The organism is Pseudomonas sp. JS425 (assembly GCF_018223845.1).
In the GTDB taxonomy this organism is placed as follows: Bacteria; Pseudomonadota; Gammaproteobacteria; order Pseudomonadales; family Pseudomonadaceae; genus Aquipseudomonas; species Aquipseudomonas asiatica.
The window spans coordinates 4,133,861-4,153,952 of the sequence record NZ_CP073661.1 but is presented as its reverse complement, the minus strand read 5'-3'; the positions used below and the strand labels follow the sequence as shown (position 1 = coordinate 4,153,952).

General features: G+C 60.9%; 17 protein-coding genes. 8 read left to right on the top strand and 9 right to left on the bottom strand.

Annotation, left to right across the window (positions count from 1 at the left end):
* Positions 1–46: 46 nt before the first annotated feature.
* Both tssA and tssM read left to right on the top strand, forming a co-directional pair.
* Positions 47–1,495 (top strand): type VI secretion system protein TssA, encoded by a 1,449-nt coding sequence (gene tssA / locus KDB76_RS19310; protein ID WP_049870830.1) that lies wholly within the window; start codon positions 47–49, stop codon positions 1,493–1,495.
* Positions 1,470–5,078 carry a type VI secretion system membrane subunit TssM gene (gene tssM / locus KDB76_RS19305; RefSeq protein WP_038409979.1) on the top strand — a complete coding sequence of 1,203 codons (3,609 nt, stop codon included), beginning with the start codon at positions 1,470–1,472 and terminating at the stop codon, positions 5,076–5,078. The genes tssA and tssM overlap by 26 nt, the downstream gene beginning before the upstream one ends.
* 30 nt (positions 5,079–5,108) lie before the next feature.
* Here tssM and KDB76_RS19300 read toward each other — a convergent pair whose 3' ends face one another.
* The 5 genes from KDB76_RS19300 to KDB76_RS19285 all read right to left on the bottom strand — a co-directional run bounded on the left by KDB76_RS19300 (position 5,109) and on the right by KDB76_RS19285 (position 10,276).
* On the bottom strand, positions 5,109–6,152 hold the full coding sequence (locus KDB76_RS19300) for a methyl-accepting chemotaxis protein (protein ID WP_321029168.1): 1,044 nt from the start codon (positions 6,150–6,152) through the stop codon (positions 5,109–5,111).
* The gene (locus KDB76_RS30180; RefSeq protein WP_321029167.1) at positions 6,149–6,697 is read right to left on the bottom strand and encodes a PAS domain-containing protein; all 549 of its coding nucleotides are present in this window, start codon (positions 6,695–6,697) and stop codon (positions 6,149–6,151) included. Before KDB76_RS30180 ends, KDB76_RS19300 begins: the two co-directional genes overlap by 4 nt.
* Positions 6,694–8,940: an EAL domain-containing protein gene (locus KDB76_RS19295; RefSeq protein WP_038409978.1), complete on the bottom strand. Its 2,247-nt coding sequence runs from the start codon at positions 8,938–8,940 to the stop codon at positions 6,694–6,696. The genes KDB76_RS30180 and KDB76_RS19295 overlap by 4 nt, the downstream gene beginning before the upstream one ends.
* A gap of 170 nt (positions 8,941–9,110) precedes the next feature.
* The gene (locus KDB76_RS19290; RefSeq protein WP_013973357.1) at positions 9,111–9,422 is read right to left on the bottom strand and encodes a hypothetical protein; all 312 of its coding nucleotides are present in this window, start codon (positions 9,420–9,422) and stop codon (positions 9,111–9,113) included.
* A gap of 167 nt (positions 9,423–9,589) precedes the next feature.
* The gene (locus tag KDB76_RS19285) at positions 9,590–10,276 is read right to left on the bottom strand and encodes a FadR/GntR family transcriptional regulator (RefSeq protein WP_013973356.1); all 687 of its coding nucleotides are present in this window, start codon (positions 10,274–10,276) and stop codon (positions 9,590–9,592) included.
* Positions 10,277–10,538: 262 nt separating this feature from the next.
* On the opposite strand from KDB76_RS19285, the gene KDB76_RS19280 reads away from it, so the two are divergent.
* From KDB76_RS19280 to KDB76_RS19265, 4 genes are read left to right on the top strand one after another with little or no spacing between them, the layout of a single operon-like run.
* Positions 10,539–11,324, top strand: coding sequence for a transporter substrate-binding domain-containing protein (locus KDB76_RS19280; RefSeq protein WP_023662407.1), 786 nt, complete (start codon positions 10,539–10,541; stop codon positions 11,322–11,324).
* Positions 11,325–11,346: 22 nt separating this feature from the next.
* Positions 11,347–12,012, top strand: a complete 666-nt coding sequence (locus KDB76_RS19275) for an amino acid ABC transporter permease (protein ID WP_023662408.1) — start codon at positions 11,347–11,349, stop codon at positions 12,010–12,012.
* Positions 12,013–12,660, top strand: a complete 648-nt coding sequence (locus KDB76_RS19270) for an amino acid ABC transporter permease (RefSeq protein ID WP_013973354.1) — start codon at positions 12,013–12,015, stop codon at positions 12,658–12,660. It abuts the gene before it with no gap.
* Positions 12,647–13,381: an amino acid ABC transporter ATP-binding protein gene (locus tag KDB76_RS19265; protein ID WP_024087399.1), complete on the top strand. Its 735-nt coding sequence runs from the start codon at positions 12,647–12,649 to the stop codon at positions 13,379–13,381. The genes KDB76_RS19270 and KDB76_RS19265 overlap by 14 nt, the downstream gene beginning before the upstream one ends.
* Before the next feature lie 165 nt (positions 13,382–13,546).
* On the opposite strand, the gene KDB76_RS19260 is transcribed toward KDB76_RS19265, so the two are convergent.
* From KDB76_RS19260 to KDB76_RS19245, 4 genes are all read right to left on the bottom strand, one after another.
* A complete protein-coding gene (locus tag KDB76_RS19260) occupies positions 13,547–14,545 on the bottom strand; it encodes a transketolase family protein (RefSeq protein WP_023662409.1) in 999 nt (332 codons plus the stop codon).
* The gene (locus KDB76_RS19255) at positions 14,542–15,390 is read right to left on the bottom strand and encodes a transketolase (RefSeq protein WP_013973351.1); all 849 of its coding nucleotides are present in this window, start codon (positions 15,388–15,390) and stop codon (positions 14,542–14,544) included. The genes KDB76_RS19260 and KDB76_RS19255 overlap by 4 nt, the downstream gene beginning before the upstream one ends.
* 23 nt (positions 15,391–15,413) lie before the next feature.
* Positions 15,414–16,712 (bottom strand): MFS transporter, encoded by a 1,299-nt coding sequence (locus KDB76_RS19250; RefSeq protein ID WP_013973350.1) that lies wholly within the window; start codon positions 16,710–16,712, stop codon positions 15,414–15,416.
* 75 nt (positions 16,713–16,787) lie between these two features.
* The gene (locus KDB76_RS19245; RefSeq protein WP_013973349.1) at positions 16,788–17,537 is read right to left on the bottom strand and encodes an SDR family NAD(P)-dependent oxidoreductase; all 750 of its coding nucleotides are present in this window, start codon (positions 17,535–17,537) and stop codon (positions 16,788–16,790) included.
* A 197-nt stretch (positions 17,538–17,734) separates the two neighbouring features.
* Here KDB76_RS19245 and KDB76_RS19240 point away from each other — a divergent pair, with 197 nt between their 5' ends.
* Positions 17,735–18,655 carry a LysR substrate-binding domain-containing protein gene (locus KDB76_RS19240; protein ID WP_024087397.1) on the top strand — a complete coding sequence of 307 codons (921 nt, stop codon included), beginning with the start codon at positions 17,735–17,737 and terminating at the stop codon, positions 18,653–18,655.
* 239 nt (positions 18,656–18,894) lie between these two features.
* Positions 18,895–20,085 (top strand): Bcr/CflA family efflux MFS transporter, encoded by a 1,191-nt coding sequence (locus KDB76_RS19235; protein ID WP_038409977.1) that lies wholly within the window; start codon positions 18,895–18,897, stop codon positions 20,083–20,085.
* Positions 20,086–20,092 lie beyond the last annotated feature (7 nt).

Sequence of the window (20,092 nt, the reverse complement as noted above, 5' to 3'; positions counted from 1 at the left end):
AATCAGTTGAGCCGTGTGTGGGCTCACCGCACAGGAAATTGCCCGGTTGCTTACCCCCATCGACGCGCAGAACCCTGCCGGCCTGTTCGATGTGGAGAACGAAACCTACCAGGCCATTGACCAGGAAATGGTCAAGCTGGGTGGGCTGCAGGAGCCTTCCATCGACTGGGCCTATATCGAAGAAGCGTCCCGCCAGTACCTGGGCCAGGAGTGCAAGCACCTGCGCATCGTCGCGCACCTGGGTGTCGCTTGGCTGCGCAGCCAATGCTGGGAGCGCTGGGGTTTTACCGTCGCACTGCTGGCCGGCATGGTCGAAGCCTATTGGGAAAGCGCATACCCGAAACCGGGCCCCAAAGGGTTCCTCGGCAAGCGCAAGCTGGTTGGCCTGATGCTCAACCGTTTGCTCGTGGCGTTGCCGCGCCTGGACCGCTTCACGTTCAGCCCCGCGCACGCCGCGGCGGCTCAGGGCGCGCTGCAACGCCTGCAACAGCAGCGGGAAGCAGCGCAGCTCGATGAAGCGGCCCTTGGCGAACTGGAGCGCCTGCTACGCAAGCACACGGAGCTTTCGAACGGCCTTGCCGAGCCCACCACGGACAAGCCCCCTGCAAAGGCCATCAAGTCTGCGCCATTGGCCGAGGTCATTGCCACGCCGATGCCCCGTGTGTCGTTGGGCAACGAGCGGGAATCACGAAGGGCCATGCTGACCATGGCCGAGCTGATCAATCAACAGGACCCGTACGATCCTGCTGGCTACCAGTTGCGTCGGTTCGGCTTGTGGGCGCACATCCAGACGCCGCCTCAAACCAGGCAGGGCAACCGCACGGAGCTGATGGCGGTGCCGCAGGACATTGCCGGGGACTATGAGGATGCCATTGCCGCTACTGCAATCGACGCGGCCCTGCTGCAGCGGATCGAAAAGAGCGTGACGGCTTGCCCCTACTGGATTCGCGGCAGCTTTCTGGCAGCGAGCGCTGCCACGCGGCTGGCGATGGGCGAGGTGGCTGAGGCCATTCGCGCTGCGACCGCGCGGTTCGTGCAGCGCATGCCCGCGCTGCAGCAGTTGTGCTTCAGCGACGGCAAGGTATTTGTCGACGACCAATGTCTGGCGTGGCTCAGGGGGGCACAAGGGCAATCCGATTCGGACGCAGCCTCTCAGGAATTCGCCACGTTGCGGGAGGAGCTGGCCTGCCAACTGGAAACCAGCGGCGTGGAAGCGGTGTTGCTCAGGCTGCAGGGCATGCAGGCGGACTTCCGCAGCCTGCGTGAGCGCTGCCATACCACGGTGATCGCGGCTGATCTGCTGGCTGCTCGGGGCGTGTCCTGGCTGGCCCAGGACTTGTGCGCAGGCGTTGCCCGAACGATGCAGGAAACCACCGCCAGCGCCTGGGAGCCTGAAGTGTTTCAACGTCTTCAGCAGTACGCGTGCACGGTCCATCACGGGCTGATTGGAACAAGGAACGGGAGTCAGGATGAATCAACTGTGGAAGCATCTTAAACGTTGGGGCTTGCCCCTGGTGGCCCGTATCGGCCTGGCCATGCCGCTGCTGCTCGGGCTGGGTGCCGCATTGATGCTGGTTGCAATCTGGTGGCTCGGCCCGCAATGGGTCTGGCGCGAGCAGCAGCCGCTGGCTAGCGTGGCGCATCGCGGTTTGGCCAGCCTGGCGCTGGTGTTGGTGCCGCTACTCTGCTGGCTTGTGGTGCTGCGCAGGCGTTTTCGCCGTTTGCAGGCCGAACGCAAGCAGGCGGTGGACGCTGAACTGGACAACGTGTTGCCTTTCGTCCGGGCACAGGAGAAAGCCTTGGACCAAGGGCTGGCACGCTATCTGGACAATGCGGGTGGCAGGCGTGCCTTGTACCGACTGCCGTGGTATCTGGTGGTGGGCGACCAACAGGCCGGCAAGACCAGCTTCATCGACCGTACCGAACAGAGTTTTTCCCTGACCCGCATCGACAAGGCACAAGCGCAAGGCAGGCAAGCGCAGGTGCTGGCTTATCCGATAGGCTGGTGGGTCAGTAACGATGCTGTGATCATCGACCCGCCGGGCGCTTTCGTCCGTCAGGAATCGTTGGCAGGTTCATCAGCCGAGGAGTCGGACACGTCAAAAGCACCACCCGCCACCTCGGCCAGGTTGTGGGAACACATGCTGGGCTGGCTGGTACGTAACCGAAGCCAGAGAGCACTAAATGGCTTGCTGTTGGTCGTTGACCTGCCTGCGCTACTGCATGGCACGCCTGAGCAACGTGTCGCCTTGGCGCATGTGCTACGCACGCGGCTGTATGAAGTGAGCAGTCAGTCGGGCTCGCGCCTGCCGCTGTATATGGTATTGGCCAAATTCGATCTGCTGGACGGTTTCGACCAGCTGTACGCGGGGCTTCCCGCCGCCATGCGGGAAAACATGCTGGGCTTCACGTTCAAACTGGATGCGGTCGGCACGTTCGATGCCTGGCTGGATGAATATGGCGATCATTACGATCGGTTGATAAGGCAATTGTTTGAACAGGTAGTGGACCGGCTCGATGTATTGGACGGTGCGCCGTCGCGAGTTCGCTTGTTCTCGTTGCATGCCCAGTTGATCGGGCTGCGTCCGATACTGTTGGCATTCCTGAAAGAAACCCTCGCAAGTGACCGCTTCACCACGCCTGCCTTGGTACGTGGCGTGTACTGGTCTTCGGTCTTGCAGCAGGGCGACATGCTCAATGCGTTCGTGCGTGAGGCGGCACAGCCGTACAAGACCGAGTTTCCGCTGCGTGAAGGCAAGGCGCAGGGGCAGGCGCTGGTTTACTTCATTCAGCACGCCTTCCGGCGAGTCATCTACCAGGAGGCCGGCCTTGCCGGGGACAACATCAAGGTAGCGCGTAGCAAACGTCGGTTGCTCTGGGTGGGGTCTGCAGTAGGCGTGCTGGCCTTCAGTGTCGCCATCGCCAGTTGGCAACGCTACTTTGACATCAATGGCGCCAAGGCCGCCAACGTGCTCGCCAAGAGCAGAGAGTACAGTCATCACGAAGTGGACCAGCGCCTGGACCCCACCGGGCGCAACCTGCTGGAACCGCTGGACCAGATACGCGATGCCGTGTCGGTGTTTGGCGACTATCGTGCCGCGTGGCCGGGTGTTTCCGACCTAGGCTTGTATCAGGGGCGCGCCATTGGCCCTCGCGTCGACGAGGCCTACCTGAGCTTGCTCTCCAGGCGCTTCCTGCCAGCCTTGGCCAGCGGTGTGATCGATGCCATGGACGCTGCGCCGCCGGGCAGCGAACAGCAGATGGCTGCGCTTCGGGTTTATCGAATGCTGGAGGACCGCCAGAGCCGCCGCCCCGAATGGGTAGAGGACTGGATGGCCCGCCAGTGGCAACAGAAGTTCCCCGGGCAGGGGCAATTGCAAGGCGACCTCATGCGGCACCTGAAGTATGCCTTGGCCTATGCCGATACCGATCTGCCGCAGTATCGCCAGCGTATTGCAGAGGTGCAGCAGGTCCTGCGCAAGGTACCTTTGCCAGAGCGGGTGTACGCGAGCCTGAAACAGCAGGCTGGAGAGCAGTTGAATGCCGGCCTGGACCTGCGTCATCAGGTGGGGCCAGCGTTCGATGTGGTGTATCAGTCGTCTCCTGGCTTCAGGCAGGGCGATGGTGTCCTGATAGCGCCGATGCTCACCGCCAAGGGCTTCAAAGAGTACTTCGAGCCACGTAGTCAAAGGTTTGCAGATATGGCCATGATCGACCAGTGGGCACTTGGAGAACGTGGCCAGCTCGATTACTCGGATGCCGACCGGGAGGCACTGGGCGAGCGGCTACGTAACCTGTACAGCGCCGATTTCATTGACAGTTGGCGTCGTGCCTTGAATGCCTTTTCGGTGGCTGACTTCCACGACCTGGATCATGGCGTAGCGATCCTGCAGCAGTTGACCGGGCCAGCAGCGCCCCTGCATCGGTTGTTGGACACAGTGAGGGACAACACTTCGCTTTCATCAGCCGTTGTCGCTGAGGCAGCCGGGGAGGTCGAAGCGTTGCAGCCGACAAGTGGCAGGCCTGATCAACAACAGGCCTGGGCCATTCAGCGGGCCTTTGCCGGGCTGAGTGCCATGCTGCAGGCAACCGGTGAGAAACCCAGCTACTACGATGAAACTCTTGGTGCCATCGCGGCCGTGCACGACTACGCCAAGGCGGTGCAGGACAGCCCCGACCGAGGCAAGGCTGCCCTGCAGGCCGTGCATCAGCGATTCTCGATGACAGGGCAAGACCCCATCGGCACCCTGCAGCGGGTGGCCACCGGCTTACCGGAACCGATCAACCAACAGGTCAGAAAGATGGCCGATCAAACAGCACAGGTGCTGAATGTCGAAGCCCTGCGCGAATTGGAGCGACGCTGGGACGCCGAGGTATACAGCTTCTTCCAGCAGCGCCTGGCAGGGCGCTACCCCTTCGTCGTGAAGGCTCCCGACGCCTCGCTGGACGACTTTGAGGCCTTCTTCGGGCCGAAGGGGCGGCTGCAGCAGTTCCATGATCAATACCTGAAGGTCTTCCTGAGGGATAACCTCGAAGCCCTGCAGGCCGGCCAGCAGGGGCAGTCGCTGATCCGCAGTGATGTGCTCGAACAGCTGGAGCGGGCAGATCGTATCCGCGAGACCTTCTTTGATCAGCGCGGCAACCTGAGTGTGCAGTTCAGCATCGAGCCGTTGGGCCTGAGTGCCAACCAGCGTACAAGCTTGCTGGACCTGGACGGCCAATTGATTCCCTACACCCATGGCCCGAGCCAGATCACCGGTATCGTCTGGCCCAATACCTTGGGGCAGCAGGTGCGCAGTAACCTGACCTTGCTCCGGCAGAACGGGAACAGCAGCAGCCTTGAGTACCGTGGCCCCTGGTCGATGTTCCGCTTGCTCAGCCGTGGTTCGCTCAATGGGCGCACGGCGACCAGCGTGGACCTGAGCTTCAGGACCGGCGATGGCGTGATGCGCTACAGGCTTAACGCGCAGAAAGCCTTCAACCCTATTACGCAAGAGCCTTTCAAAGGTTTCAAGTTGCCACGAGGGTTGTTGCAGAAGTCGCCCAAGCTGGGGCCGACCACCCAGGCCGGCTTGTGAGGGTTGGCTTGGGAGTACGGTGCGAACCGGTCACCCATTGCGCTGGCGCCCCCAAAGTTGCGCCGACAGCAGTTGAAGGCGCTCGGCCAGCTTGGCGACATGGGCGGCAGTGGTTCGACTCTGGTTGCTGGCGAGCACGCTTTTCTGGGTGGTTTGACTGATATCGGCCAGGTTGCACTGGATGCTGTCACCCACCGCGCTCTGCTCCTCTACGGCGGCAGCGATCTGCACGCTCATGCCGCTTATTTCATCTACGCGCTGGGTGATCCCGTCCAGCGCCCGGGCAGCCAGCAGTGCCTGTTCGACACTGACACCGGCCTTGCTGTGACTGCGCTGCATCGCAAGCACGGCATCCCCCGTGGAACGACGCAGGGTGTCGATGGTGCCCTGGATGTGAGCAGTGGATTGCTGAGTCCGCGAAGCCAACCCGCGCACCTCGTCGGCGACCACCGCGAAACCCCGGCCCGCCTCTCCAGCGCGGGCAGCCTCGATGGCGGCGTTGAGGGCAAGCAGGTTGGTCTGTTCGGCGATGCTTTGAATCACCTCGAGTACGCGGTCAATTTCATTGCCATGCTGTTCCAGTTGATGAATCACCAAGCTGGTCTGTTGCACCTCGCTGGCGAGGCTATCAATGTGCTGGCGGGTCTGCTCAACCAGTTGGTGGCCGCGGTCGGATTCCTGGTTGGCCAGGTTCGCGGCGCTGGCGGTGAGCTGAGCGTTGCGCGCCACTTCCTGCACACTGGTCGCCATCTGGGTTATTGCGCTGGCAACCTGGGCAGTTTCCCCCTGCTGGCGGAGGGTCGCGCAATTGTTGTTGTCCACTGCAGACAGAAGCTCTTCGGCTTCCTTGCTCAACTGGCGGGACGAATCGGCAATGCGTCCGACTATTGCCCGGGTCTCGGCTTCGAGCATTTGCAGGGTGAAATCGATCTGGCCAAACTGGTCGCGGCGGCCGCTGTAGAGAATCTGGCTCAGCGGATTGTCGGCGATATTCCTGGCTTTTCGGGCAAGGGCGTCGAGGGGGCGCAGGCTGAAGCGCAACACGCCGCCAAGCAGCAAGCTCGATAGCGTCATGGAGAAAGCGCATTGCTCCAGGACAACGCACCCAACAAGCCCAAGGCAGCAAAGCACAGCAGGTTCACGCCAGTGCTGGCAAGTGCCAGACGCATGCCGACGGACAGCCGTGACATACGCAGGCAGTTGGTCTTTTTACCACTACGCAACTGTGCATAGAGATGTTCAGCAGCTTCCACCAGCGCTTTGGCCGGTAGCGTGCGAACCGATTGGTATTCCACTGTTTCGCCATTGCGCTGCATCGGCGTGACGTAGGCGCTGACCCAGTAGTGGTCACCATTCTTGCAGTGATTTTTTACCAGCCCCATCCACGAGCGCCCATCCTTGAGTGTCTGCCACATATGCGCAAAAGCTTCTGGCGGCATGTCCGGGTGGCGCACGATGTTGTGATTGACGCCGAGCAATTCGGCTTCACTGAATCCGCTGATGTTGATGAAGTCGGGATTGACGTAAGTGATGGCGCCCTTTGGGTTGGTTGTTGAAAGAATGTTCGCGTTTGCGCTGAATTCGACGGCACGACCACTGACCGGAAGATTGTTTTTCATTGTTTTTCTCCTGAACTGACAGGTACGCGCCGCGTAACTGCGCTTCCTTCGAAACGGTCTTCTGTGCTGAGCAGGTGTTGTATCTGAGCGGCGGGTTGTGGCCGGCTGAACCAGTAGCCTTGGGCGTAGTGGCAGCCTTCACCGACCACGAATTCGAGTTGCGCCGAACTCTCGATGCCTTCGGCCACCACTTCCAGGCCGAGGCTACGGCCGAGAACGATGATTGCCTGACTGATCGCGCTCTGTTTGTTCTCGTAAGGAACGCCGGTGATGAAGCTCTTGTCGAGCTTGAGGATGTGCAGCGGAAAGCGCGTGAGGTAGCCGAGCGAGGAGTAACCCGTGCCAAAATCGTCCAGCGCCAGCAGAACACCAAGGCTGGTCAGCTCATGCAGACAGGCCAGCGTGTCCATGTCGTCATGCATCAGTTGGCTTTCGGTGATCTCCAGGATCAGGCTGGCGGGAGGCAGGCCGCTTTCTTGCAGGATATCGATCAGCCGGAGGGTGAAGTCGGCTTGTTGCAATTGCGTGCTGGAAATGTTCACCGAGCAGCGCAGGCGCTCATGCCCGGCCAGTTGCCAGGCCCGGGCCTGCTGACAGGCCTGGCGCAGTACCCATTCGCCGACGCGGATGATCTCTCCCGATTCCTCCAGCGCAGGGATGAACTCCAGTGGCGAGATCAGACGTTCGCCATGGCGCCACCGCAACAGCGCCTCGACCCCGGTCACCAGAGGTGTCCCTTGGTCCAGGTGATAGATCGGTTGGTAGTACAGTTCGAATTCATTCTGTTGCAGTGCCTGGCCTAGCGCGGATTCCAGTTCCAGATGCTGCTGCGCGGTATCTTGCAATGTTTCGTCGTAGTGGGCGTACCGCGCCTTGCCGGCAGACTTGGCTCGGTAGAGGGCAAGGTCGGCAGCCTGCAGCACATCCAGGGCTTTGCCATTGTCGTGCAACGGAGCGATGCCGATGCTGGCGCTGACCACCAGGGTTCGACCGTCCATGTGCAGCGGTTGGTGCAGGTTGTCGAGGATGCGTTGGGATATCTGCTCGGCGTCGCGGTCGCAGGTGAGGTCGTGAAGCAAAACGATGAATTCGTCTCCGCCGAAGCGGAACAGTTGGTCAGTGGGGCGCAGCGACTCTTTCAAGCGCCTTGCCACTTCCACCAGCACGCGATCACCGACGTTGTGGCCGAGGCTATCGTTGATCAACTTGAAACGGTCCAGATCGATGAACAGCAGCGCTTCGTAGTCACCGCCCTTGCGCTGCTTCCTGAAGGTCTTCTGCATTTGCTCGTCAAGCCGGATGCGGTTGGCCAGGCCGGTCAACGGGTCATGCTGGGCGGTATGTTGGAGGCGCTGCTCGGCATCCTTGCGTGCACTGATATCAGACTGCGAGCCAGCCATGCGTAGCTCGCCAGGGTTGGTCATTTCGGCGACCCCTCGCACGAGGACCCAGATGTAGTCGCCGTTGTGCTTGCGGATACGGTACTCGTGGTGAACGGATGATGTCTGCCCTTGAAGATGGGCATCGATGGCATGGCGAAAATCGGGCAGGTCGTCCGGGTGCACGCGACCGAACCAACTGGAACTGCTCTCGCCGATGCTGTCGCGGCTGAGGCCAAGCATGCTGGCCCAACGCTCTGAAACGTAAAGCCGGTCCTGATCGACATGCCAGTCCCACAGCCCGTCGTTGGCACCGCGCAGCGCGCGGGCGAAGCGAGCCTCACTATCTTCCAGCGCCTTGTGCTGGGCCGCACTGTAGGTATCGATGGCCAGCGTCATGTCGAAGAACACTGCCTTCAACAGGCTGGAATACAGCGTGGCATCCGGGCTGTCGCCGAACACGCTTTCAAGCATGTCGTCGAGGTAAAGCCGATAGCTGCCGAGATACCACTTCAGCTCCAGGCCGATCTGCTGATGGATCACACCGATGCGCAGGCGGCCGTTGACGTAGGTTTCATCGTAGGGGCCGCTCCACAAGCGCTGGTAATACTCAGCCTGGCTCTGCTTCAAACGGGCGGTGACTTCCGGCGTGCGAAGCAACGCGGACGGCGTGGAAAATTCCGCCAGGTGACGGTACAGATGGTCGACGAAAGCTTGCTGGGACGGGGCCATGTACTGAGCTGCTACGCCTAGTCGTCTGGCATCTTCGGCGCTCCAGTCGAGAAAGCGAAAACGTTCGACAATCTCCGCATGGTCGAGACGGATACGCTTGATTAATTCCTCGAGGTCTTTTGTCACCTTCATTCACATCCCCCGGTGTTGGAGAAGATTCCTTTTTGCTGAACAAAAAAAAGCGCCGTGACAACAAGTTCTGCTCAAGAACTTGTTGTCACGGCGCTTCGTCTTTCAGGCCTATTATCCTGCTCGGCAAAGCCGGTTCCCGCAGGGCGGAACCTGGTGATGGCACATTCACATCACTGGGGATCTTCCGACAATTTATCCAGCAATGCAACCAGGCGTCGCCGCAGCAGCCCCAGTTCGCGGGATTTGAAGGCGTGTCGGGTCTGTTCGAGAACCTCGGTGGCATCCAGCAAGGCAGCCTGTATCTGCCCAGCCGAGCCCAACTGGGTTTCACCGAGCCAGCGGCAAAGCGGGGCCACGCTGCAATTGCCAGGCGTACTCAGCACCTCGCAATCGGGTGCTACAGGCGCCAACAACTGGCGCAATTGATCGGCCAGTTCAAGATTGTTGCAGATAATTCTGGTTGCCAGGTTGGACTCGCTCATCAAACTGCATTCCCATATGTTTGGTGTGCTGTTTACAACACCGCCCATGGCGTTTGACTGATTCAGGTCAATGCTGAAGCCTTTCCACTTACCCTGTGAGGGTGATGTTGCCGTGTGTTGTCATGCACGGGGTCGCTGGCCTGGTATTCCGGTGTTTGGCTGACCAGTCAACATGGGAACACCACGTTCGTGCGCGATGCCGCGTTGCGGATATGCTCCTGCATTGCACGCTGTGCCCCGGCCTGGTTGCCACGGGCAAGCTGGCGCAGGATCTTGCGGTGTTCCTGCCAGGTCTCCATGGCGCGTTCAGGGCGAATGAACGGCAACTTCTGGCTCTCCAGGAAAATGTCCTGGCTGGTGGTGATCACCTGCAGCATGGCGTGGTTGCCACTCGCTTCCAGCAGGCGGCGGTGAAAGGCGAAGTCCAGGCGCGCTGCGGCCTCGAAATTGCCGGCGCGCAGCTCCTGGCGCATCGACTCGACATTGGCTTCGAGCGCATCGATGTCCGCTGCCGTCAGGTACAGCGCCGCCAAGCCGGCGGCAAACCCTTCGAGTGCATAGCGCAGTTGGAAGGTATCGACGGCGGATACCTGTTCGGCATAGGGCCAGGAGAAGCCGGTGGCGGATGGCGGCGCCTGGACGAATACCCCTTTGCCCGGTTGTACGCTCACCAGCCCCAAGGCGCTCAAGGAGGACAGCGCCTCGCGCAGGGAGGCGCGGCTTACACCCAACTGCTCTGCCAGGTCACGTTGGGAGGGCAGGGCATCACCGGGCTGGTAGTCGCCTTCCTGGATCAGTTTGCGGATAGCCTGCAAGGCGATTTCCGGAACTGCGCGGGGGAGTGTGTCGAGCATCTGTTCAGACCAGCTGGCAAGGGGTCTGCGCTTTTTAAAGGCTTTACCGGTTGCCTGGCAAGTATCGCCCCATGCTGACGCAGCGGGGCAGGTGGCTGCACGAAAGGGGGGCGATGGCAGAGGGTAGGCGCTAGCTGTTCAGACCAGTAAGACCGCGTGATGCCAAGGGGCGAAAGCGTATTCCGGGGCTGCCGGGCAACACTGGCACGGCCTGTGCTTTTCGGGCTAGGCAACTTCTTCGCATGCACCCGAGGCATTTTCCATGAAAAAAATCCGTTCCTTGCTTCTGGCCGCCCTGGTTTGTGGCGGCGTCATGAGCGTTTCCCACGCCCAGGCCGATGCGCTGGCCGACATCACTGCCCGGGGCGTGCTCAAGGTAGCCGTACCCCAGGACTTCCCTCCTTTCGGCTCGGTGGGGCCGGACCTCAAACCTCGCGGCCTGGACATCGACACCGCGCAGCTACTGGCTGACAGGCTCGGCGTCAAGCTGGCGCTGACCCCGGTCAACAGCACCAACCGCATTCCGTTCCTCACTACCGGAAAGGTCGACCTGGTGATTTCCAGCCTGGGCAAGAACCCGGAGCGGGAAGCGGTGATCGATTTTTCCCGCCCCTACGCACCGTTCTACCTGGCAGTATTCGGGCCGGCCGAGACGTCGATCGACAATATCGGTGCCGTTGCCGGCAAGACCATCAGTGTCACGCGTGGCTCGATCGAGGACATGGAGTTATCCGCGGTCGCCCCTCAGGGTGCGGTCATCAAGCGCTTCGAGGACAACAACTCGACCATCGCCGCCTACCTGTCGGGCCAGGTCGAGCTGATCGCCAGCGGCAGCGTGGTAATGGCTGTCATTGCCGAGAAGAACCCGAACAAGGTGCCGGTCATGAAGGTCAAGCTAAAGGACTCGCCAGTGTACGTGGGGCTGGCCAAGCAGGAGCCGGCCTTGCTCGAGAAGGTCAACGCCACTCTGAATGCGGCCAAGGCCGACGGCAGCCTCGACCGCAATGCCGAAAAGTGGCTGAAGCAGCCATTGCCGGCCGACCTTTGAACGGCCCTGGAGTCGCCGACCCATGGCCTATCAATTTGACTTTTCCCCTGTGCTGGCCCAAGGCGGCCTGCTGCTCGAAGGGGCTATGTTCACGCTAGAGCTGACGTTGATCGGCACCCTGTTCGGTGTGGCCATCGGTGTGCTGGGTGCGGTGGTGCGTGCCTGGCGACTACGGCCGTTCGATGCGCTGTTCGGCCTTTACGTGGAGCTGATCCGCAACACGCCCTTCATCGTCCAGTTGTTCTTCATCTTCTTCGGCCTGCCCTCGCTTGGCGTTCGGTTGACGGAATGGCAGGCGGCGGTACTGGCCATGGTGATCAACCTTGGGGCCTATTCCACCGAAATCATTCGGGCGGGTATCCAGGCCATTCCCAGAGGGCAACTGGAGGCTGCGGCGGCATTAGCCATGAGTCGTTTCGAGGCTTTTCGCCATGTGGTGCTGCAACCTGCACTGGCGAAGGTCTGGCCGGCCCTGTCGAGCCAGATCGTGATCGTAATGCTCGGGTCGGCGGTGTGCTCGCAGATCGCCACAGAAGAACTGTCGTTCGCTGCCAACTTCATCCAGTCGCGCAACTTCCGGGCTTTCGAGACATACCTGCTGACCACGGCTCTGTACCTGGTCATGGCCATCCTGGTGCGCCAACTGCTGGCATGGATAGGCCGGCGCGCTTTGACGGGGAGACGCTGAATGGATTTCACCTTGTGGGACATCGTGCGCAACCTGCTCGCAGGTTTGCAATGGACCTTGCTGCTGTCGCTGGTGGCATTCGTCTGCGGTGGTATTGCCGGGCTGTTGCTGCTGTTGGCGCGAATCTCCGATAGCCGGATGCTGCGTGGCGCGGCCAGGAGCTACATCGAGCTGTTCCAGGGGACGCCGCTGCTGATGCAGCTGTTCATGGTGTTTTTCGGCATCGCCCTGTTCGGCATCGATGTTTCGGCCTGGATGGCGGCGGCCATCGCCTTGACGTTGTTCACCAGTGCCTTTCTCGCCGAGATCTGGCGAGGCTGCGTCGAGTCCATACCACATGGCCAGTGGGAGGCCTCCGGCAGCCTGGCCATGAGCCGTCTGGAGCAGTTGCGCCACGTGATCCTGCCCCAGGCCCTGCGCATTGCCGTCGCGCCGACCGTCGGGTTCTCGGTGCAGGTGGTCAAGGGCACGGCGGTGACCTCGATCATCGGTTTCACCGAGCTGACCAAGACCGGCGGCATGTTGGCCAACGCCACTTTCGAACCGTTCCTGATCTACGGTCTGGTGGCCGTGGGTTACTTCGTCCTTTGCTACCCGCTCTCGCTGAGCGCCCGTTACCTGGAGAGGAGGCTGCATGCCCCTGCTTAGAGCGTCCGCATTGCACAAGTACTACGGCGACAATCATGTGCTCAAGGGTGTCGACCTGGCGATCGAGGAGGGCGAGGTGGTCGCCATCATCGGCCGTAGCGGTTCCGGCAAGAGTACCTTCCTGCGTACCCTCAACGGCCTGGAGTCGATCAGCGATGGGGTGATCGAGGTGGACGGCGAATACCTGGATGCCGGCCGCGCCGACTTGCGCTCGCTGCGGCAGAAGGTTGGCATGGTGTTCCAGCAGTTCAACCTCTTCCCTCATCTGACAGTGGGCCAGAACGTGATGCTTGCGCCCCAGGTGGTGAAGAAGGTCGGCAAGGCCGAGGCCCGCCAGTTGGCCGAGCAGATGCTCGCCAGGGTTGGACTGGGCGACAAGTTCGACGCCTACCCGGACCGCCTTTCCGGCGGCCAGCAGCAGCGGGTGGCGATTGCCCGGGCGCTTGCCATGTCGCCAAAGGTGTTGCTGTGCGACGAGATCACCTCGGCGCTCGACCCCGAGTTGGTCAACGAAGTGCTCGGTGTGGTGCGCCAACTGGCCAGTGAAGGCATGACCCTGATCATGGTCACCCACGAAATGCGTTTTGCCCGGGAAGTCGGTGACAAGCTGGTCTTCATGCATCAAGGCAAGGTCCACGAGACTGGCAATCCACGCGAGGTTTTTGCGGCGCCCCGAACAGCTGAGCTGGCGAATTTCATCGGTAGCGTGGCAGGAGGTTAGGTGGCGTCTGCAGGTTTCGTCGCCCCAAAAAATGCTCCGTATCGAATGTTACGGAGCATTTTTCATCATTGCCTGGATCCCAGGGGCTGCGGTGTGCCTTTGTCATGGGCCAGGTATCCATCACGCTTGCATCCGCCGCGCTTCAGGTTTGACCCACGGCTACGGTCAAAGCCATGCCTTGATCTGCCTCGACACAGCGTCAGTGGAGATCCCGTATCGGTCATGCAAAGTCGGCAGTGCCCCTGCATCGAGAAACGCATCCGGTAGCGCGATCTGGCGGAAGGTTGGTGTGACCCCGTTGCGCAGCAGTACGCCGGCCACAGCTTCCCCCAGGCCCCCTATGATCGAGTGGTTTTCCGCAGTGACCACCAGGCGACCAGGCTTGCGTGCCTCGGCGAGGATGGTCTGTTCATCGAGCGGTTTGATGGTAGGCACGTGCAGTACCGACACGTCCACTCCGTCCTTTTGCAACTGCTCGGCAGCCTCCAGCGCGCGCATGGTCATGAGGCCGCTGGCTATCAACAGCACGTCCCGGCCACCGCGCAGCACCTGTGCCTTGCCCAGCTGGAACTGGTAATCGTAGCGATCAAGCACCAAGGGTACGTTGCCGCGCAGCAGCCTCATGTAGACCGGCCCCTGATGGGCGGCGATCGCTGGCACAGCCTGCTCGATCTCCAGCGCATCACAGGGGTCGACGATCATCAGGTTGGGCATCGCCCGGAAGATGGCCAGGTCATCCGTGGCCTGGTGGCTAGGACCATAACCGGTGGTCAGGCCAGGCAGCCCACAGACGATCTTGACGTTGAGGTTCTCTTCTGCAATCGCCATGCAGATGAAGTCGTAGGCCCGACGGGAGGCGAACACCGCATAGGTGGTGGCAAAGGGGGTCATGCCTTCCCGTGCCATGCCGGCAGCGGCGCTCATCAGCAATTGTTCGGCCATGCCCATTTGATAGAAGCGCTCGGGGTGGGCTTTGGCGAAGATGTGCAGGTCGGTGTACTTGGACAGATCGGCACTTAGGCCAACTATATCCCGACGTTGCTCGGCAAGGCTTGCCAGGGCATGGCCGAACGGGGCAGGGCGGGTCGGCTGGCCGTCGGCGGCAATCGAAGCGATCATGGCCGAGGTGGTCAGGCGTTTCTTGGGTGAGTTCACAATGCTCATGCTTGGCTCCCGGCGTCCAGCGCTTTCAGGGCGAGGTCCCATTCGTTTTCATCGACGCGAATGAAGTGCGTCTTGTCGCGGTTTTCCAGGAAAGGCACGCCTTTGCCCATGCGGGTATCGCAGATGATCACGCGCGGTTGCGCCCCGGCGTGGGCACGGGCCTGGTCGAAGGCGCCGACCAGCGCATCCAGGTCATTGCCGTCCACGCGTTGAACGAACCAGCCAAAGGCTTGCCAGCGGTCGACGATTGGCTCGAAGGCCAGTACCTCGCTGGAATGGCCATCCGCCTGCTGGTTGTTCACATCGATGATGGCGATCAGGTTGTCCAGGCGCCAATGGCTGGCCGACATGGCGGCCTCCCAGGTCGAGCCCTCGTTGAGCTCGCCATCGGACAGCAGGTTGTACACCCAGCTGTCCGACCCCTTGCGTTTGAGCCCGAGGCAGGCGCCGACGGCGATGCCCAAGCCGTGGCCGAGCGAGCCACCGGTGATCTCCATGCCGGGGGTATAGGCAGCCATACCAGACATGGGCAAGCGGCTATCGTCGCTACCGTAGGTTTCAAGCTCATCCTCTGGGATTACGCCGGCCTCGATCAGTGCGGCATAGAGGGCAATCGCGTAGTGTCCGATGGACAGGTAGAAACGGTCGCGCTGCTCCCATTCGGGGTTGCCGGGGTCGAGGCGCAGCGCATGGAAATACGCGACCGCCAGCAGGTCGGCGGCGCCCAGCGCCTGGCCGACATAGCCCTGGCCCTGGACTTGCCCCATGCGCAATGCGTGGCGGCGGATATTGCGAGCGCGCACAGCCAGCGGCAGCGCCTCGGTGTAGGTAGGCACAGCAGTCATTGAAGTGACTCCTTTTTATCGAATCAACGATTGACCAGATGAGCCGGTACTCGCGACACCAGGAAGGCGCCAAACATGAGTACGGCCGTGATGAGATACATGCCGATGGCATTGCTGCCCAAGGTGGTAGTGACCCAGCCGATCAGGTAGGGCGAGCAGAAGCCGGCGAGGTTGGCGAAACTGTTCACCGCCGCGATGCCTGCCGCCGCCGATACACCTCCCAACAGCGTGGTGGGCAGCATCCAGAACAGTGAAGAGGCGGATAGCACTCCAGCCGCAGCGAGGCACAGGCTGAGGATCGACAGCGTCAGGCTGCTGCCCAGTGCTGCGGCGAGGCTCAGGCCCAGAGCGCCGATCAGCATGGGGATCGCCAGATGCCAGCGGCGTTCACGGTGACGGTCGCCGCTGCGCCCGGCCCACAGCATCGCGACGATGGCACACAGGTACGGCAGGCTGGTCAGCAGGCCGATGTGCAAAGGTTCGCTGACGCCGGCATTGCGTACCAGTGTGGGTAGCCAGAACGTGATTGCGTACTGGCCCATCACTACGCAGAAGTAGATGCCCGCCAGCAACCAGAGCCGACGGTCGCGGATGAAGTCGGCCACCGAGCCGTGGTTTACCTTGTGTTGTTCGTCTTCAGCCAGCTCCTTGCGCACCAGGGCTTTTTCTTCGTCGCTCAACCAGTGAGCCTGATCGACGCCATCCTTCAGGTAGCTCAGCACCAGGACGCCCACCAGTACCGTGGGGATGGCTTCGAGCAGGAACATCCACTGCCAGCCCGCCCAGCCGTGAACGCCGGCAAAGCGCTCCATGATCCAACCCGACAAGGGGCCGCCGATCATGCCCGACAGCGGAATCGCGATGAACCACAGCGCGGTCATCTTCGCCCGGCGGTAAGACGGGAACCAATAGGTCAGGTACAGCAGAAGCCCTGGTGCCAGGCCTGCTTCGGCGATCCCCAGCAAAAAACGCAGGGTATAGAATTGCCAGGCTGTCTCCACCAGGGCGAACATCGCCGAGATGATGCCCCAGGTGATCATGATGCGAGCGATCCAGCGTCGAGCGCCCACTTTGTGCAGAATGATGTTGCTGGGCACCTCGCAGAGAAAGTAGCCAATGAAGAACATGCCAGCGCCCAGTCCGTAGACCGCTTCGGAAAGGGCCAGGTCGTCCATCATCTGCAGCTTCGCAAAGCCGACATTGACCCTGTCCAGATAGGCGCACAGGTAGCAGAGCATGAGAAAAGGCATCAGTCGCCAGGCCGTTTTACGGTAGGCACTGCTGCGTGCGGCGGATACCGCATCGAGCGCTAATGTGGTCATTCGTTCTGATCTCTTGTTGTTATCGAACGCGTGGCCTGCGCCGGGCTCGGGTGCAGGTCACGATGCACCGGGTGCTCAGTGGATCAGCATCCCGCCGTTGACATCCAGGGTAATGCCCGTCAGGTAGCTGGACAGGTCACTGGCCAGGAACAAAGCTGCATTGGCGACATCGCGCGCCTCGCCCAGACGGCCCAAGGGGATGCCTTCGATGATGGCGTGACGGCGCTCATCCTGCATGAGGCCACCGGTGATGTCAGTGTGAATCAGGCCTGGCGTGATCGAGTTGACGCGAATATTGTCCGGCCCCAGCTCGCGGGCCATCGCCTTGCCCAATCCAAGCACGCCAGCCTTCGCCGCGCTGTAGTGAGGGCCACCGAAGATGCCGCCACCACGCTGGGCAGACACAGATGACATGCAGATGATGCTGCCGGCGCGTTGCGCCCGCATGGTTGGGATCACCGCCTGGGACATCAGCAAGGTGCCACGCAGGTTCACGTTGAGAATCCGGTCATAGTCAGCCCCTGTGATTTCCAGGGTTTTCACCGGTTGAGTGATACCGGCGTTGTTTACCAGCACGTCGATCCGACCGAATTGCGCGAGCACTTGAGCGATGGCATCACGCACTTGTGCTTCATCGGCAACGTTGGCAGCCACGCCGAGGTGGCCTTCGCCCAGTGAAGCGGCAGCCTCGGTCGCGGCGGAGGCGTCCAGGTCCAGGATCGCGACTTTGGCGCCCTGAGCGGCAAACGCCTGGGCTGTTGCGCGGCCGATGCCGCGGGCAGAGGCCGCGCCAGTGATCACGGCAAATTTTCCTGTTAACAGCATCGAAGGTGCTCCAGATGGTTGTTGTTGTGAGCAGTGGTTCAGGCAGAACCGATAGGCACAGCTTCGTCCCGGACAGCACCCCGAGCAACGCTGCCTCCTTCACCCGGTGCTGAAAAAAATTCAGCCCTCGACTTGTGCCTTGGGCTTACAGGAAGGTAAAAGCCTTGGTATCGCTTCGAATCCTTCAGGAAATGGTCATGAGCCTGGACATCCTCAGAAAATCGCCTCAGATCCCTTCCCTGAAAGCAATTCAGGCCTTCGAGCAAGTTGCTCGCTTCGCCAACGTTGCACGGGCCGCAGAGCAGTTGAACCTCACACCCTCTGCGGTGAGCCACCAGCTCGCCAATCTGGAAGCCTTGATCGGTCGTCCGTTGTTCATTCGCGAGGCGCGCGGTGTTGCATTGACCCCGGCCGGAGAGCAGTACCTGCGCGAGGTGTCAGGCATATTGCAAAGCCTGGCTACGGCCACCGAGCGCGCCGGCAACTCGGTGGGCTTCGATTGCTTGCGGCTTCATTCCGCGCCCAGCTTCGGCCTGCTCTGGTTGCTGCCGCGCCTGGACCATTTTCGTAACAGTCATCCGCAGATCCAGATCAACCTGTCGTGCTCCTACGAGTCTCTGCACTTCGGCCGCCATCAGATCGATCTGGATATCCGTCATGGCTACCCCAACTGGCCCAGCCTGGAAGTGCGTACCATCCGGCATGAACGTGCAACTGTGCTGGCCTCGCCACAGCTTCTCGAGCGTACGCCTATCAAGCAGCCGGGCGATCTGCTGGGGCAGAACCTGATCCTGTCGGAAGCCGCATTGGTGCAGTGGCCCCAATGGTTCGCCCAGCAAGGCGTGACGTTGCCTCAAACCCCCTACGCCTTGAGCTTCGATCGCTCCTACATGAGCCTGGAGGCCGCCAGCCACGGGTATGGGGTGGCCTTGGAGAGTTCCCTGCTGGCGCAGGACTATATCGCCCGGGGCGAGTTGGTACCGGTATTTGCGGAAGACTTGGCGACGCCCGTCAGTGCCCACCACCTGGTATTTCCTCGAGGCCATGCTGAAACCCCCAGGGTTCGACAGTTCCTTGAATGGATGCAGGGCCAGCTCGGTCATGACTTCAATTACTGAGAGCAGTTTGCACAACAGATGAACTGCGCTAGGGGTCGGCTATCAAGTCAGCAGAAGGCTGGATAGCACCAGAACTCAACGGTAATAAGCAACAAGGGAAAAGCCCTACAACTCTATCGGAAGTTTCGCTGCCCGGTTCGGGTTGTACATCTTCAGGGTGTCGCTACCATCAGGGCTCGGCGCTTCCATGGAGATTCCAGTGACTACTTCCGGCAATACAAGAAGGCGGGGTTGGTAGCGTGAATCAGCCCTTGGGTTCGTTCACTAGCTTTCCGCGCTCGGCCTTGCTGATTCTGTTGTGTCTATTGGGCGTATTCCCTCTGGATGTGATCCTGCCATCATTCCCGGCGCTCGCAGACGAGTTTCACGTCGAGCCAAAGCAGATAGCCTACTCGGTGAGTTTCTTTGCGTTTGGTGTCGCCTTGGCGCAAATCGTGATCGGGCCATTGTCGGATGGCATGGGGCGCAAGCGGTTGTTGCTCGCTGGGTTGGGAGTGTCCATTGCAGGGGCAGTGGGTTGTGTACTTTCAACCCGCTATGAGACGTTCATGGCGTTCCGTTTGCTGCAGGCCCTGGGTTGCGGGAGTTTCGTGCTGGGCCAGGCGCTCGTGCAGGATCTGTACAGCGGTAGACAACGCAATGCCATGCGTATCCTGCTGACCAGCGCAAGTGGGCTGTTCATTTCGTTGTCACCGGTCGCAGGCGCTTTTCTCCAACAATCCTTTGGCTGGAAGGGCAGTTTTACGGTATTCGCTTTCATAGCCGTGATCGTTTCATGCCTGTCATATGCATTGCTGCAGGACACGCCTGCATCGCGAGGCCGTACTTCGGGCATGCGCAGCTATTGGGTCATGCTGCGTGATACGACCTATCTTGCGCACTCCCTGCTGGCTAGCCTGGCGTTTGCCTGCCATTTTTCCTTCATCGTTGTCGCGCCATTGGCGTTGATGGACAGCCTGGGGCTGACGCCATATCAATTCTCGGTGGTATTTATCGCCTATGGGCTTGCGTATATCGCTGGCGGAGTAGCCGCGACCTATTTGAACAACCGCGTAAGCCCGCAGGTTCAGATCAAGACAGGATTCCTGCTCATAGCTGCCGGGGGCATCACACTGTTGATCTGGGAGCAGTTTGCAGGGTTGACGGTGGCGAGTCTTATGCTGCCGATGATCATCTGCACGACGGGGACAACGCTGGTGCGTCCTGCTGCGACGACCCAAGCCTTGGCGCGTTACCCGCAGCAAGCCGGTGCGGCAGCGTCGCTCAATACGACATTGTTGTTCGCAGGTGGTGGTTTAGCCGGCAGTCTTGTTGCTGGCGTCGAAAGCGAGCTGCCGATGAGCCTGGGGCTTCTGTTCCTGGGTGTCAGTTTGTGCGGATGGCTACTGCTTGCATGCCTGACGGAAACGCTGACCAGCACTCGAACTTGATAACGAC